Source organism: Rhodococcus sp. 3258, assembly GCF_031456475.1.
GTDB lineage: Bacteria > Actinomycetota > Actinomycetes > Mycobacteriales > Mycobacteriaceae > Rhodococcoides > Rhodococcoides fascians.
The window spans coordinates 1,309,716-1,325,169 of sequence record NZ_JAVDUT010000001.1; the positions used below are offsets into that span (position 1 = coordinate 1,309,716).

The following is a 15,454-nucleotide window of genomic DNA, read 5'->3' on the forward strand; positions in this document are numbered from 1 at the left end:
CGAGAAGCGCGACTTCGTCCGTCGGTATATGTCGAGTCAAGAGTGAGCGCGTTTCTGCCCGGATTTCGGCCAACCATGCTCCGTCGGTGATGCCTTGATTAGCTGACCTCAACGTTGTCTCCGATCAGCACATGTATTGCAGAGAAGCGGTCTTCTCTGCCGAGTGGATTGGCCTTTAACAGTTTTATGACTGGTCGTCGGCTTATTTGGACGGTCACCCCTAGTAAGCCCCGTCGCTCCCAGCTACTGCCTTCATGGTCTTGGCGATAATGAGTAGATCCCCCACCATTGACCAGTTCTCTACATAGGAAAGATCAAGGCGCACGGTCTCTTCCCAAGAAAGATCCGATCGCCCACTGACTTGCCACAAGCCGGTGACTCCCGGCTTGACCAACAATCGCCGACGAACCTCACCGTTGTAGGTCTCTACCTCGCGGCGCAGTGGTGGTCTCGGCCCCACGACGCTCATCTCACGCCTAAGGACGTTGATGAACTGCGGGAGCTCATCGAGACTGAAGCGCCGCAGGATCTTGCCGACCGGCGTTACCCGCGGGTCATCGCGCATCTTGAACAGCACCCCGCCGGCACCCTCGTTCCGGTCGAGCAGATGTGCAACCTGCTTGTCCGCATCGATGGTCATGCTGCGGAACTTGATCATCGAAAACGGTTTGCCGTCGATGCCCATCCGTTCCGACTTGTAGAACACCGGCCCGCGACTCGTAGCTTTGACTGCAATCGCTACCGCAAGCAGGATTGGCGAGATCACCACCAGCACCAGCGCGGCGAACGTCAGGTCGAAGGCGACCTTGCTGAATCGCGTCGCACCGTTGTACTGCGGCTTTTCGACGTGAATCAGAGGGAACCCTGCGACTGGCCGCATCACCAAACGAGGGCCGGCAACATCAACGACGCCGGGCGCGACCACCAGGTCGACGTTCTTCTTCTCCAAGTCCCAGATCATCTTGCGAATGCCCTTGTGCCCGAGATGTTCGGTGGCCGTCACCGCGACCGTATCGGCACCGCACTCGTCGATTGCGGCGAGGACGTCTCTTTCACTACCGAGTACCGGAATATCTGCACCCTCGACGTGAACGATTCCATCACTCGGCACCTCGTAGCCAGGCATGCACATTCCCACCACTGCGTAGCCTGAGGAGGGCGAACGCTCGAACGACTGCGCCATCGAGACCGCGGCCGATCGGCTTCCGACGATCAGCACCGACGTCTTGTACTTGTCTTCGCTGCGGAGTCGAGTGACCACCTTGCGCCACAGCCAGCGACTGACTAGTAACGCCACCAATCCCACGGGAAGCGCGATGGCCAGGTACAGCCGTGCAAAGTCGATACGGAAAAGCAGGGAGACGATGGCGATGACACCGAAGAGCCGGAAGGTGGCCGACACGATGCGGCGGTACTCCTCGGCACCGTTGCCGATCACCCGCGTCGACCGGGTTCGGAAGATAGCGAGAAACGCGATCCAAACGCTAGCCACTGCAACCGACACGCCGGTATAGATCGCCGAGTTTGTTAAACCGGTGGTTTCGACCCCTCCGAAGCGAACGATCTGGGCGAGGGCAACGGACAGGACGACTGCCAGTACGTCGGTCACCCGAAGGCGGGCGATGTACTGGCGCTCCCACACGTGCCGCGACGTGAGCTTGCGAGTCTTCAACTCCCCGGACCGCGAGGATCCCCAGAGTGAGCGTGGTGCCGCCCCGACAGATGCCACCTGCTCCCCTCCTTCTGCGCTTCCGCGACCACCTTCGGTGGACGCTGGTCTGACATCCGAATCAATCCGGAATGCGACTGGTATCGAATTGGAATAGTCCCACGCTGCAATAGGAAGCACCACGCGAGCGGCGCAGATCACAGACACATAACAGCGTCCGTTCGGTTTACCACACATACGCTGACTAGGCGAAACGGGTGACTGGGACTTCCAAGGTGTAACCGCCGCGGGGTCCAAAAACGTTACACACGAGCACGATCGACGCACTTTAGTGACCACTCACAGTGTTCACCGCTGTTTATCGGGTGATTTACCCGTCAACCGCGGTGTCGACCGCTTTTAACAAACATCAGCACTTGTCGACGAGTGCAAAGCGAGGCGTTCGCCTCATATGTCAGTGTGCGTGAATGCGAATTACAGATACCTGCAAGCACAACGGGCCGACAGTTCATTCCATTGAATGAATTGTGCGATCGATGTGCCTGGTCGCGCTCAGGGACGACCCAGGCCTCGGTAGTTCCACCCTGCCGCCCGCCACTGCTCCGGGTCCAAGCAGTTGCGGCCATCGATCAGCTTCTTGCTGCGCACCACTCCGTCCAGGTCGCTGGGAACGAGAGCTTTGAACTCTTTCCACTCCGTCAGCACCAGCACCACGTCTGCACCCTCGCAGGCCTCGAGAGCGGTGTTGTTGTAGGTCAGCGTGGGGAACAGCGCCCTGGAGTTCTCCATCGCCTTCGGGTCGTACACGTTGACCGTTGCACCCTGGAGCTGGATCTGACCGGCCACGTTGAGGGCCGGTGAATCACGAACGTCGTCGGAGTCGGGCTTGAAGGCCGCACCGAGCACAGCCACCCGGGCACCGAGTAGCGAGCCGCACGCTTCCCGCGCCAACTCGACCATGCGGGTGCGTCGTCGCATGTTGATGTTGTCGACCTCGCGGAGGAACGTCAGCGCCTGATCGGCACCGAGCTCTCCGGCCCTGGCCATGAACGCCCGGATGTCCTTGGGCAGGCAGCCACCGCCGAAGCCGATACCGGCGTTCAGGAATTTGCGGCCGATTCGCTCGTCGTGGCCGATGGCGTCGGCGAGGACGGTGACATCCGCTCCGGCTGCCTCGCACACCTCTGCGATGGCGTTGATGAACGAGATCTTGGTGGCCAGGAACGCATTGGCCGAGGCCTTGACCAGCTCGGCCGTGGCCAAGTCGGTCACCAGAAAAGGGATCTGCTCCTCGAGCAGCTGCGCGTAGACCTCGCGGGCCAGCTCCTCTGCCCTGCCCGGCCGCTCACGATCGACACCCAGCACCAGGCGGTCAGGGCGGAGCGTGTCTTTGACGGCATAGCCTTCGCGAAGGAACTCGGGGTTCCAGGCAACCTCGACGCCGTCGCCTGCCGGCGCTAGTTCGCGGGCCATGCTGCCGAGCCGCTGGGCGGTGCCGACGGGAACGGTGGACTTGCCGAAGATCACGGCGGGCTTGGTGAGCAACGGTGCGAGCGTCTCGATAACTGAGTCGACGTACTTCATGTCGGCGGCGTACTCGCCCCTTCGCTGAGGAGTTCCCACACCCAGGAAGTGCACCTCGGCGAACTCGGCAGCTTCCGCGTAAGACGACGTGAAGCGAAGACGGCCCGCCGCGATGTTGCGCTGCAGAACCTCTGTCAACCCGGGCTCCCAGAACGGCACCTCACCGGATTCCAGCTTGCGGAGTTTGGACTCGTCGACGTCGACTCCGAGTACGTCGTGTCCCAGCTCTGCCATACACGCCGCGTGGGTAGCGCCCAGGTACCCGGTTCCGAACACTGTGATGCGCATACGTCGGCAATCTCCTCGGTCTCGAACGCAACCCTGACGGTTCCGCAGTATCGGGTCGACATTGTGAGCGCCCAAAGACAACTTCCGGACAATGCCGGCTGAATGACAAATGAGCGTTGAGGAGTTACCCGGGAGTCGGGGAGCCAAACTGAGTGACTCGCCAGGCCCGGCCAGACTACGTCAGCAGCGGAGGGAAGGCACTATCGTCGGACAGGGAACTGCGGGTTCTCCGGCTCCTCGACGGCCTCGGCGCAGCGGTGGATGAAATCGCTGAGCTCGGCGCGAACCTCCGGGTCCAGTAGATCCAACGGCGACTCGGTGCCGTGATATTCGGCGAACGCCGCGGTGTAGGCATCGACACTGTCCGAGATCACTGCATGCAATGACGTCGACCTGTTCAGATGAACCCGCGCTATTCGGTCGATGCGATCGGCCAGAAAATCGTGAAATGAATTCTGCGCCATGGCTGCATCACGTCCGTTCTCCGAAACAGTGGTCATTGCCGAATGATACGAACAAAACCGACCCACTGCAGGGTGAATACGGCCTGTGTGGTCAGTACGCCCCTTCGCTGCCCAGCACAGCCACCGCCGTCTTCGCGATGATGAGCAAATCGCCTGTCATGGACCAATTCTCGACGTACGAGAGGTCCAGACGCACGCTCTCTTCCCACGAGAGGTCCGATCGGCCGCTCACCTGCCACAGTCCTGTGATGCCCGGCTTGACCAGCAGCCGTCGCCGTACTTCGCCGTCGTACGTTTCGACCTCGCTGCGCAACGGTGGCCGCGGACCCACCACGCTCATCTCGCGTCTGAGAACGTTGACGAATTGCGGGAGCTCGTCGAGGCTGAACTTGCGCATCACCTTGCCCACGCGAGTGACGCGGGGGTCGTCGCGCATCTTGAACAGCACCCCGCCCGCACCCTCGTTGAGGGCAGCGAGTTCCTGCACCCTTTGGTCTGCGTCCTGAACCATGCTGCGGAACTTGATCATCTGGAATGGCTTACCGTCCATGCCCATTCGCTCGGACTTGTAGAAGATCGAGCCCTTGCTGGTGAACTTGATGATCACGGCGAGCGTGATCAGGATCGGCGAGATGAGCAGCAGGACCGAGGTGGCGAACAGGAAGTCGAACGCCGTCTTGCTGAACCGCTTGGCTCCGTTGTACTGCGGCTTCTCGACGTGGATCAGCGGGAAATTCGCCACCGGACGCATCACCAGACGGGGGCCGGCCACATCGACCACACCGGGCGAGACGACGAGGTCCACCTTTTTCTTCTCGAGGTCCCACACCATCTTTCGCAGCCCGTGATGGCCGATGTGCTCGGTGGCCGTCACCGCCACGGTGTCTGCTCCGGAGATCTCGATGGCCTCGACCACGCTGTGCTCGTCGCCCAGTACCGGGATCTCGACGCCGTCGATGGTGAACGAGGTGTCGTTGCCGGGCTCGAAGTTGGGTAAGCAGACGCCCACCACGCTGTAGCCGGACTCGGGTGAACGCTCGAACGACTGCGCCATGGACAGCGCAGAACTGCGACTACCCACGATGAGCACCGACGTCTGATAGCCACCACGAGAACGCCTACGCGACACTACTTTCCGCCACGCCCACCGGCTCAGCAGCAGTCCGATCAAGCCGACGGGGAACGCGATGGCGAGATAGAGACGTGCGATATCGAAGCGGAACAGCAAGGACAGGATCGCGACTGTGCCGAACAGTCGGAACGCGGCCGAGACGATACGACGGTATTCCTCGGAACCGTTGCCGATCACTCGCGGCGAGCGAGTACGGAAGATGGCGAGAAACGCCAGCCACAGAATTGCCAGCACACCCGAGACACCGATGTAGCCGGCGATCGACCACGGGCTACCGAAGTCGATCTCACCGAACCGAATGATCTGCGCGACAGTCACCGCGCCGAGCACAACCAAAGTGTCGGTAACCCGAAGGCCTTCGGTGTACTGCGTTTCCCACTCGCGACGCGACGTCACCTTGCGCAGCCGTCTGGCATCACGGCGCGACACGACGGAACTCTGCATTCCCAGATCGCTGATCGACACGTTTCTTCCCCTTGGTACTTCTGCGTTGTCGAACCCCTGCGTGATCGACACTGCACCGTGCCACCCCGTTGAGAAGCCTATCGTCGGATACTTACTGTGTCACTTGGTAACAACCATGTTGATCCTGTGTGTTGATCGAACGGAATCCGCAGGTCGTTACATGTTTCCCTCGCATTAAGTACTCGCGTCCACGGCATTGCGGATGCCGCCCGATGTGGTGTGAAAGCCCGCCCCTCGGACCATTAGTGCTGGCGTTCGTTGCCGGTGTCAAGCCGTGTCGGTCGAACGGCGGACATTCGATCGCATGCCCGCAAAGGCGTCCCACATCCGCCGGCCCAACTCCCGCTGACCGGCCGCGTTGTAGTGAATTTTTTCTGTCTCACTGTTGTAGAGACTCCTCGGCCCGGGGACGTAGGCCACCGAGGCCCGACGCCGCGGGGTATCGGCGTGCACCGCGTCGATCACGGGGTAGTTCGCGTGCCCGCTCTCTATCTCCTCGGGCACCATCTGACCCAGGACGAACGGCACCTCCCCGAAGTGCGCCCGTACCGTGTCGATCAGCAGATCGAGCTTCTCCGCATACGTCGGCCCCGTCAGCAGCGGCACGTCGCTCTCACCCTGATGCCACAGCACCGCGGCCAGCTCGTTGCCGGGCACGATGTTCAGACCGGACCGGATGCGCGTCATCGCATCGCGGAACAGATTGACCCGGGCACCGATGTCCGAGGGATCCCACGAGATACCGTGAATGCGAGCGAACCCGGAATCACCACGCGCGTACGGCACCAACAACACCGGCCTGCCGGTTGCATCGGCGAGATGTCCTGCGAAGGTTGGCCCGAATCCGACTGCTTTGGAGGGCACTTCGTGGAACAGCGGGTTACTTCCCGCGACGACGGTGTTCTTCGACCTACCCGAGGCCGCCCACTGATGCACCCGCGGATGCGGGGCGTCGAGCCCGTCGCGATCCAGCCCCACCCCAGCCCCGTGGGCATTGGACTGCCCCAGTACCGCGACCACCAGATACGGCTCGTCGAACACCTCCACCGGGATGCCACGACCGAGACGTCTCTTGACGACATCCTTCGCGCGAACCACCAGGTCCTGTCGTAACCCCATGAGTCCCCCTCACTCGCAATCGTTGTGTGCCGACGTTCCGGCGAATCGATCGGCGAGCCACTGAGTGACGGCGTCGCCGTTCACATCTCCATGTCCCCGCCCCGCCTGCCGGTCGATGGTGATCACGTCTCCCAACGCACAGGCGCGCGCCAGTGCGTCGTCCGTCCACGCCGCGTCGATGTAGGTGTCGGAATCTCCATAGGCCACCAACATCGGTGCCGACGCCGGTCCCTGGGGCACAGCCATCGACGCCAGCTCGTCCCGCAGCGTGGCGGCGGCCGCCGGAGACGTCGGCGCAAAGTCGTTGTTGCCCAGTTGTTTCACTGCATCGTCTCGGGCACCGGCCCGGTCCGGCGTGCATCCCGAGAGCGCGGTCCAGTCCTGAGCCGCAGTGCCGCTGCGATAGTCGTCGAGATTCACGCGCGGGTCACGTCGAGCCCACGATTCGAGAACCCACTGCAGCAACGGCCCCTGGTCCGTCGTCAACGTACCCGCGGCGGCCTTGTCCACCAGACCCACCATGTTCGCTGCCGGGGCCAGAACCGCAGCACCCACCAGGTCCAGTTCCGGTGCATACGTCGCGGCGAGTTCGTTCGCCGCCCACGCCGCGCCGCCGCCCTGCGATCCACCGAATGCGGCCCATCGCGTTCCGACGTCAGGGAACACAGTGCGCAGGGCACGCACCGCGTCGATGACGTCGTATCCGGCGGTGATGTTGTCCAGGTACGCATGATGTCCGGCGTGGCCCAGGCCCTCGTAGTCGGTGATGGCCACCGCGAATCCCGCTGCGGTGAAACCCTGTACGAGGGCCGAGGCACCAAGCAGAGAACCCGACCTCGACGGAGCGCACTCCTGCTCGATGCCCGTCGTGCCGTGGGCGTAGGAGATGATCGGCCATCCGCCGTCGGGGGCATCGCCGTCTGGGGTGAAGACCGTGCCCGAAACTTCCCGCTCCCCTGCATCGGTCTGCGAAGACCGGTACACCACGCGTGCTGCGTGTACACCCGAAAGACGCACCTGTACCGGCAGATTGGGCATGGTCTCGGCACTGACGACGGAGCCGCTACCCGTACCGGGATCGGCGATCACCAGCGGCTCCGGGGCCGATCCTCGTACTGCAGCGGCCACTGCTCCCTGTACCTGAGCGCCGATCGGCACCGCGGCGGCGCATCCACCGAGCAGCGGCAGCACCAGCAGCGCTGCTACCGCGCGACGTGGGATGCGCATGTATCTACTTGCTGGCCTTGAATCTACGTGCATACGTCAACGCCGGCTTCTCGATGAACCGGTACGTCAGCGAGCCGAACGCAATGCTCACGACGGCTATGACGAGGAAATTCCAGGCCATGCCGGGAACGCTGTCGCCGGCCAACCACCCGAAGCGTCCGATCACGATCAACACCGGGAAGTGCCACAGGTACACGCTCAGCGAGATCATGCCGACATAGCTCAGCGGTGCCCAGTCCGCCCGCTCGGCCAGTGCGGACTTCTCCCCACGTGCGAGCGGCACGATGATGAACAGGATGAGCAGCGCGGAACCGAAGGCAACGGTGGAACTCTGCCAGCGTGAGTTGTCGTCGATCAGCTTCAACGAGATCACCGCCGTCGGAATCATCGCGATACCGGTCCACCACCGCATTCTGGTGGCGATCGCGCCCTTCAGCATGCCGTTGTCGATCGCGACGAACACGACGGCCGCGAGCATTCCGTACGTGAAGTTGTCTGCCAGCGACCAGAAGCTCCGGCTCAGTACCGCAATCTCGTTGGGGCCCCAGTCGAGAAGCTTCGGATCGGTGATGCCCGACGGCCCCACGCGTGAGGCGGTGTAGAGCTTGCCGGTGATGCCGACGACGAACATCACCACCACCGGGATCATCGCGAGTACCGGTGCCGGTATCGACGTGCGCTTGCGGAGGAAGAATGCGATACCGGTCAACAGCGGCAGTGCAATGTAGAACGCGAACTCGAGCGACAGCGACCACGACGGGTTGATGCCGGTCTGCAGCATGCTCGGAATGTAGGAGTGCACCAACGTCAGGTTGGCCAGCAGCGTCAACGGATCGGTGAGCACACCCAGGCCGTTGTCGGTGAAGTGACGCTCGGCCACGGCCGCGTTCTCCACGAACACCGCCCGCATCACGAAGTTCGCGAACAGGAAGATGAACAGATATGCCGGAAACACTCGGAGCAGGCGATGCAGCGCGTAGCTGACGTTGTTCGGCATCGGCTTGCCAGCGAACAACTTTCGCACCATCGGCAGGAAGATCAGGAATCCCGACAGGGCGAAGAAGAAGATGAGCCCCTGCCCCAGCAGCCCGAGCTTGTACGTCGCCACGGTCTGCGGTGAGTAATGGCCGCCGACGTGCACGGCGAGCACGCACAGGCATGCGAACCCGCGTGGTCCGTCGAGACCGAGAATGCGTGCCGGACGCTTCGGCGCAACAACCTGTGGGGTGGCCGGCGTTGTCGCTACTGGATCGACGGCTGCGGCTGCGGTGCTGTCTGGTGTCGCGGTCATGGGTACCTACTTCGAGGTCACGGTGCCGGCGGTGAAGCCGGGCAGAAGTTGACGGCCGGAGTACCGGCGAACCGGTCGTTCAGCCATCCGAACGCAGCAGCACCGTCGATGTCTGCGTGACCGGAATTGGGTTGTAGTACAGATTGAATGGTGTCGCCGCTGCCACACCCGGCAGCGATGGCGGCATCGGTCCACGGCTGCGAGATCAACGTGTCCTGGCCACCGTAGATCACCAGCATCGGAGCCGCAGCAGGAGACTTCGGCAGGCTCATCTGTCGCAGGTAGCCCTCGAGCACCGCGGTGGCTTCCGGCGTTGCCGGGCGCAGATCGCCGTCGTCGATCTGCGCGGCGAGCGAGGTCCGATCTGCCGCGAGCGCTCCGCCGCACGCGGAGAACTCCTCCCACTTCTCGGCGACGATGCCCCTGCGGTAGTCGTCCAGATCGAGCTCCGGATAGGACTTCGACAGGCCCACCAACACCCACTGCAGCAGGGGCTTCTGGTCTGCAGTGAGTGTGCCGTTCGCTGCGGCCGCCGCCAGCCCCGTGATGTCTGCTGCCGGTACCAGGCTGACCGACCCGACCATGTCCAGGCCGGCTCCGTAGGTGGACGCGAGTTCGTTTGCCGCCCATGCTGCTTGGCCACCCTGCGAGCCGCCGAACGACGCCCACCGCGTCGAGGTGTTCGGTACCAGCTTGCGAGCGGCACGTACCGAGTCGATCAGGTTGTTTCCGACGGTCCGCGCGTCAAGGTAAGGATGATACGAGCCGTCCAGACCGAGACCCTGATAGTCCGATACCGCCACCACGTGCCCGGTACGCACCAGCGCGGCGACGATCTGCGAACTCCCGAGCAGTTCCGGATCCGTCGACGGACCGCAATCGGGCAACACTCCCGTGGTGCCGTGACCGTAGGCGATGATCGGCCAACCGCCCTCGGGTGCAGTGCCTTCCGGGGCGAAGATGGTGCCCGATACCCGCTGCGTCGAACCGTCGACACCCGACGTGGACTCGTACACCACCCGCGCGGCGATGGAGGAGATACCGCTCAACCGTCGGTCGATGGTGAGCAGCTCTTCCGCGCTGTCGAGAGATCCTGGGCCGTCGTCGCTGAAATCGGCCGTCAGCGACGCACCGAATGCCGCCGATTGCGGGTCCACCGCGGGTGCGTCCGACGAGCAGCCCGCTGCCGCCAGCACCAGTACCAACACACCCGCCCCGGTGGCCCTGCGCAACAGCGGTATTCGATCCTTCGTCACAGTCTCTCCCCCATGCTCTGCTTCACGATGTCCTCCACCTGATCGCGGTGGACTATCGAATCCCCTGCGATGCCGCGCGCCAGCACGAGCACGCCGGACACCATGATCCCCGCGACGGCCCCCAGCATCACGTTGTTGCCCACGATCGGGGACGACACCGAGCTCGGTGTGGTGGCCGCGTCGACCAACGTCACCGCCGATACCGGCCCGTTGTTCCCCAGATCGATCTCCCCGACGAGTTTGATGAGTTGTACTGCAACCGAATTGGCGATGTCGCGCGCACGCTCCGCATCGGCGTTCACCACCGAGATGTCGATGAGCGCCGAACCGGGGCTCGGCACCACGGTGATGTCGTTCTTCAGGTCCGCCGGTTCCACCGGTAAGCCCTGCGAGGCGATGACCCGGCGCAACACCTGCTCACCGGTGGCCAGCTGCACATACGATTCCACCCGGACCAGCGAGCTTCGGTTGCCGTCGAGCGAGTTCTTCGGTGACACCGGACCCGGCGCAGTGACGAACACGCGCGAGGTGGCGGTGTACGACGGCTCCACCAGATACGTCGCCAGCCACGCGGCACCGGCCGACAACACAGCGGCCGCGAGGATCAGTGTCCAGCCGGACAACAGCATTCGGCCGTAGTCCTTGAGTCTCGGCACACCGACAGGAGCGATCATCGATTCAACTCGCACGTATCGACGGGGCGCTGTCCAGCGAACATGCTCTTGACCCACGGCAGCGACCTACTGCTGTCCAGATCACCGTGGCCCTCTCCCTGATGCAGCTCGTATTCGACGACGTCGCCCGACGCGCACGCTCGCTGGAGCGCCTTCTCCGTCCACGGCTGAAGAATCAGATCGTCCTCGCTGCCGTACATGACCAGCAGCGGAGTACTCGAACCCTGCTGCGGCAGTGCCATATCCGAGAGGTATCCGCGCAGACGATCGGTCGCCTCGACGCTCACCGGCTTCAGATCCGCGGCCTGCACCCGCGTCTGCAGGTCCGGAACGTCCAACGACCCGGGCGGGACGCACTCCATCAGGTCATCCCATCGCTCCCGGGCGAAGCCGGATCGATAGTCGTCCAGGTTCATCTCGGGATGCGAGATCGCCAACGAATGCAGGGCGTACATCAGCAATGGATACTGGGCCCGGGTGAGGGTTTCGTTGGCGGCGGCGTCGGCCAGACCCGTCATGTCCGAGACCGGCACCATGGCCGCGGTGCCGACCAACTCCAGCCCACCGCCGTACTCGGCATTGCGATCGCTCGCTGCCCATGCGGCCATCCCGCCGAGCGAGACGCCGTACGCCGACCACCGTGAACTCAGCGTGGGCAGGAAGTTCCTGGCGGCCCGCACCGCGTCGATCATGTTGTAGCCGAACGTCTTCGCGTCGAGGTAGGGATGGTACGAGCCCTCGAGCCCCAGACCCTGATAGTCGCTCATCGTCACGGCGAAGCCGTTGAGGACGAGCGCGGCCACGATGGGTGCGTTGCCGAGCAGGTTCGCATACAGGGAAGGGCCGCACGCATTGAGCACTCCCGTGGTGCCGTGCCCGAACGACACCACAGGCCACCCGCCCTCGGGAGCAGTGCCGGCCGGAACGACGACGGTCCCCGAGACCTCCGTCGGCTGGCCTGTGACGCCCGACGTCGACCGATAGACCACCCGGGTTGCCGTCGCACCCAGTTCGCTGATGTCGACGGCGATGTCTCGAATCGGCTCGGCCGAGATCAACGACCCTGGCTCTGTACCACCGAAGTTCGACGGTGGCGGTGGTTCCGACGCGCGCGCCTGCGCGGTGACGGGAGCCGTGGGGGCATCGGGAGGGAGCACCACCGACGGCTGCTGAGAGCAGGAGATCGACACTGCAGCGGCAATCAGGACGACACCGACCCGCACCGCGAACCTCGGTGACATCGAGCTAGCCTCTGCTCGCCGACGGGCTCGCAGAATCGCTCGTTGCCGCGGCGTGCCGACGTGCGGTGGAGTAGGGCTTCGCGGATGACGTTGCAGTCGAACCACTGTCGTCGGTGGCCGCGGGGGGTGCGGTCTTCGACGACCGTCGCGTCGAGGGCTCGAACGTGGTCACCACACCCAGCACGGTGCCGCCGACGCCGTCGAGCACCTTGATCGCACGTCGAAGCTTGTCTCGGGTGGTGCGGCCCGTCCGCGCCAGAACCACTGCGCCGTCGGCCAATGCGGTGAGAATCGCGCCGTCGGTGGCGTCGAGCAGGGGTGGGGTGTCGACGACGACGTAGCGGTAGTCGCCGCGCAGCGACTCCAGCAGCAGCTGCGCTCGATCCGATCCGAGGAGTTCGCTGGGGTTCGGCGGCACCGGGCCCGACGGCAACACCGACACGCCACCGAACGCGCCGGGAACGATGGCGTCCTCGACGTGGTGTTCACCGGAGAGCACCGTCGACAGGCCCCTGTCCTGGTTCAGACCCAACCGGGAGCCCAGGGCAGCGTCGCGCAGATCGCCACCGACGAGCAACACGGTGTGTCCCGCCTCGGCGAGAATCGCCGAGAGATCGATGGCCGTACTGGTGCGGCCCTCCCCGGAGGAGGCACTGGTGACGGCGATGACCCGGGGCGGGGACCCACCGCCCAGGAATCGAATGTTGGTGCGCAGAGCGCGAAGCGGCTCCCCCAGCTCGGTCATCGAGGCCACTGCAGAACCGGGTCGCGTCGTGTCGACCGGAAGTCCGCCCAGCACGGCCTTGCCCGAGATCTCTTCTGCCCGAGTCCGATCGCGAATCGAGCGATCGAGCAGCCCGCGCAGCAGCGCGAGCGCCACCCCGAGGACGAACCCGATGGCACCGCCGAGTCCGAGTGCGGTGGGTAGCCCCATGCCGATGGGCGTGGACGGCACGTCGCCCTGGTCGACGATGGTCGCGCCGGCCGCGGCGCTGCCCCCTCGTTGCGACGTTTCGAGTTCTTGAATCACCTGGGTGAGCTGCCCGGCGACTGCGTTGGTCAACACCTGGGCGACCGCGGGGTCGGGGTCGGTGGCGCACAGATCGAGCAGCACGGTCTTCTCGATGGGTGTTGCGGTGACGCGCGAGCGGAGGTCGTCGGCGGACATCTGCAACTGCAATTGATCCACCGCTCGCTGGGCAACCTGTGCGCTGGTGGCCAATCCGGCGTAGGACGTCACCCGTTCCTGCGAGAACAGGTTGTTCTGGTAGGCCTCACCGACCGAGCTGCCGCCTTCGGTGGTGACGAACAATCGGGCGCAAGCTTGATACTGCGGCGTCGTGAAGAGTGTGTAGGCCCATCCCGCGGCGATGCCGAGGACCGTCGCCAGTGCCACGATCCACCAACCCGCGCGAAGAATGCGGCCGTATTCTCGAATCTCCACGCGATCTCCCATCGAAAACCTTCGGTAGTGGCAAAGAATAAAGCGCAGCGAAGGATTCGGCACGGCGTACGTGTTGCGAGCGAATGAAACCGTGACAACATCAGAGCCCATGAGCATCACGCCACGACTTCACGCGGCAGCCATCGTGGCCGTTCCCGTGGTCGTCACTGCCGCCATGATCGTGGGCGGAACCGCGGCCACCGTGGGTGTGTTCGCCCTCGTCGTACTGGCCGTCGGCGTGTACATAGGCCTACGTCATCCGCTGTATTTGTCTCGTGCGCTTGCCTTCTCGCTCGGAGCCCTGCCCTTCGGCTACGTGCCCGGCGTTCACGTACCGTTGGTGTTCGCGTTGGGTATCGCCGTCGTTCTCGCGACAGTGATTCACCGCACAGCGGTGAGCCGCATCACATGGCCCGAAATACCGATGATCGCGCTGATAATTCTCTCGGCGTTGTCGTTGTTCGCGACGAGTGGTGCGCTGGTCGATTACGTCGAATTCGGCCAATGGCTCGTCTCGACCCTCGTCGTGATCTGCCTCTTGCGCTTGCCGCGTGAGGAATTGGCGCTGTTCGGCAGAATTTACGTCTACGCGGCCTCGGCCGCTGCGGCATTCGCTCTCATCGTCTTCGTCGCCGATCCCGCCGGAAAACTCATTCGCTATCTGTCGATATTCGGCTACGGGGTCGAGGAGGAAAGCACTCGGTTCGTCTACAGCAGCTCGGGTGCCGCCACCGTTCGCCTGGCCGGGACGTACATCGACCCCAACGCAGCCGGTATCGGTTTCGTGCTCGCGTTGATGCTGTGCATCCTGCTCCTGCGGGGACAGCTACGCACTGTGCTTGCGGCACTGCTGTTTCTGTCGATCGTGTTGACGCTCTCGAGGGCCGCGCTGTTCTCGGTGGTGTTCGGGGTGGTGCTGATGCTGCTGTTCCAGCAGCTGCGCACCCGTGAGCGGCTGGCCATCGTCGGAGCCTTCGCCGCGGCCTTCGTCGGCGCTCTCGCGGTTCCCAGTGTCCGGAGTCGCGTCTTCTCCTCGTTCGGCAACGAAGACGCCGGATCGAGTGCACGCGGTGACGCGTTGGTCGAGTTCCCCGGCCACATGCAGGGTCACTGGATGTTCGGACTCGGCTGGGGCCGTGCAGAATTCAAAGACCCCACGGTCGCTTTCGAGGTGAACTACGTCGCCAACACCCCGCTGCTGACCATCTACCGCGGCGGCCTCGTAGCCGGAATTGCCTTCGTCGCCATCCTCGTCGTCATCGCGATCGTGGGCTACCGACTACTGCGGTCACGACGCTGGGAAGACGGGTTCTACGGCGGCGGAATGATCGGATTCGCAGTCGTCGCGTTGCAGCTCGACTTCCCCGTGGTCACCATCCCGGCCACCACAATGGCGTTTTCGGTGATGTACGCATTCCTCGTCCACGCATGGGAAAAGTCGTCGGAAAACAAGGTCGACGCCGAACCCAACGTGCCGTCGAATTCGAAAAGCTTGCTTTCACGGCACAGCACTCGACCAGCGGTTTCTTAAGAATTCGGGATCTCGTTCCAATTTGCACGAAAGCGTGTTCGTAGTGCAATGATTCAGCACACCGGCCCG

At 63.7% G+C, this 15,454-nt stretch carries 12 protein-coding genes; 1 reads left to right on the forward strand and 11 read right to left on the reverse strand.

The features are described from left to right. Window positions 1-220 precede the first annotated feature (220 nt). The 11 genes from J2X62_RS06040 to J2X62_RS06090 form a co-directional block, all read right to left on the reverse strand. Complete coding sequence (locus J2X62_RS06040) at window positions 221-1,729, reverse strand: sugar transferase (RefSeq protein ID WP_052066815.1); 1,509 nt, start codon at window positions 1,727-1,729, stop codon at window positions 221-223. A gap of 492 nt (window positions 1,730-2,221) precedes the next feature. Continuing rightward, window positions 2,222-3,541 (reverse strand): UDP-glucose/GDP-mannose dehydrogenase family protein, encoded by a 1,320-nt coding sequence (locus J2X62_RS06045; protein WP_310178613.1) that lies wholly within the window; start codon window positions 3,539-3,541, stop codon window positions 2,222-2,224. A 200-nt stretch (window positions 3,542-3,741) separates the two neighbouring features. Further along, complete coding sequence (locus tag J2X62_RS06050) at window positions 3,742-4,041, reverse strand: hypothetical protein (RefSeq protein ID WP_032366987.1); 300 nt, start codon at window positions 4,039-4,041, stop codon at window positions 3,742-3,744. A gap of 55 nt (window positions 4,042-4,096) precedes the next feature. Then, entirely contained in the window at window positions 4,097-5,581 is a 1,485-nt protein-coding gene (locus J2X62_RS06055) for a sugar transferase (protein ID WP_310179361.1), read from the reverse strand. Window positions 5,582-5,869: 288 nt separating this feature from the next. Beyond that, window positions 5,870-6,721 (reverse strand): sialate O-acetylesterase, encoded by an 852-nt coding sequence (locus J2X62_RS06060; RefSeq protein WP_310178617.1) that lies wholly within the window; start codon window positions 6,719-6,721, stop codon window positions 5,870-5,872. A 9-nt stretch (window positions 6,722-6,730) separates the two neighbouring features. Then, window positions 6,731-7,948: a lipase family protein gene (locus J2X62_RS06065; protein ID WP_310178620.1), complete on the reverse strand. Its 1,218-nt coding sequence runs from the start codon at window positions 7,946-7,948 to the stop codon at window positions 6,731-6,733. Window positions 7,949-7,952: 4 nt separating this feature from the next. Beyond that, a complete protein-coding gene (locus J2X62_RS06070; RefSeq protein ID WP_310178622.1) occupies window positions 7,953-9,239 on the reverse strand; it encodes an acyltransferase in 1,287 nt (428 codons plus the stop codon). Between the two features lie 17 nt (window positions 9,240-9,256). Continuing rightward, window positions 9,257-10,495 (reverse strand): lipase family protein, encoded by a 1,239-nt coding sequence (locus J2X62_RS06075; RefSeq protein WP_310178623.1) that lies wholly within the window; start codon window positions 10,493-10,495, stop codon window positions 9,257-9,259. Next, entirely contained in the window at window positions 10,492-11,169 is a 678-nt protein-coding gene (locus J2X62_RS06080; protein ID WP_310178625.1) for a hypothetical protein, read from the reverse strand. The genes J2X62_RS06075 and J2X62_RS06080 overlap by 4 nt, the downstream gene beginning before the upstream one ends. Beyond that, window positions 11,166-12,410 carry a lipase family protein gene (locus tag J2X62_RS06085; protein WP_310178627.1) on the reverse strand — a complete coding sequence of 415 codons (1,245 nt, stop codon included), beginning with the start codon at window positions 12,408-12,410 and terminating at the stop codon, window positions 11,166-11,168. Before J2X62_RS06085 ends, J2X62_RS06080 begins: the two co-directional genes overlap by 4 nt. A gap of 4 nt (window positions 12,411-12,414) precedes the next feature. Then, a complete protein-coding gene (locus J2X62_RS06090; RefSeq protein WP_310178629.1) occupies window positions 12,415-13,854 on the reverse strand; it encodes a polysaccharide biosynthesis tyrosine autokinase in 1,440 nt (479 codons plus the stop codon). Window positions 13,855-13,963: 109 nt separating this feature from the next. Here J2X62_RS06090 and J2X62_RS06095 point away from each other — a divergent pair, with 109 nt between their 5' ends. Beyond that, on the forward strand, window positions 13,964-15,385 hold the full coding sequence (locus tag J2X62_RS06095) for an O-antigen ligase domain-containing protein (protein WP_310178631.1): 1,422 nt from the start codon (window positions 13,964-13,966) through the stop codon (window positions 15,383-15,385). Window positions 15,386-15,454: the final 69 nt, after the last annotated feature.

Excerpts from the sequence above, each read along its gene's own strand:
- J2X62_RS06045 (WP_310178613.1), bottom strand. The coding sequence starts at position 3,541 with ATGCGCATCACAGTGTTCGGAACCGGGTACCTGGGCGCTACCCACGCG.
- J2X62_RS06050 (WP_032366987.1), bottom strand. The coding sequence starts at position 4,041 with ATGACCACTGTTTCGGAGAACGGACGTGATGCAGCCATGGCGCAGAAT.
- J2X62_RS06055 (WP_310179361.1), bottom strand. The coding sequence starts at position 5,581 with ATGCAGAGTTCCGTCGTGTCGCGCCGTGATGCCAGACGGCTGCGCAAG.
- J2X62_RS06060 (WP_310178617.1), bottom strand. The coding sequence starts at position 6,721 with ATGGGGTTACGACAGGACCTGGTGGTTCGCGCGAAGGATGTCGTCAAG.
- J2X62_RS06065 (WP_310178620.1), bottom strand. The coding sequence starts at position 7,948 with ATGCGCATCCCACGTCGCGCGGTAGCAGCGCTGCTGGTGCTGCCGCTG.
- J2X62_RS06070 (WP_310178622.1), bottom strand. The coding sequence starts at position 9,239 with ATGACCGCGACACCAGACAGCACCGCAGCCGCAGCCGTCGATCCAGTA.
- J2X62_RS06080 (WP_310178625.1), bottom strand. The coding sequence starts at position 11,169 with ATGATCGCTCCTGTCGGTGTGCCGAGACTCAAGGACTACGGCCGAATG.
- J2X62_RS06085 (WP_310178627.1), bottom strand. The coding sequence starts at position 12,410 with ATGTCACCGAGGTTCGCGGTGCGGGTCGGTGTCGTCCTGATTGCCGCT.
- J2X62_RS06095 (WP_310178631.1), top strand. The coding sequence starts at position 13,964 with ATGAGCATCACGCCACGACTTCACGCGGCAGCCATCGTGGCCGTTCCC.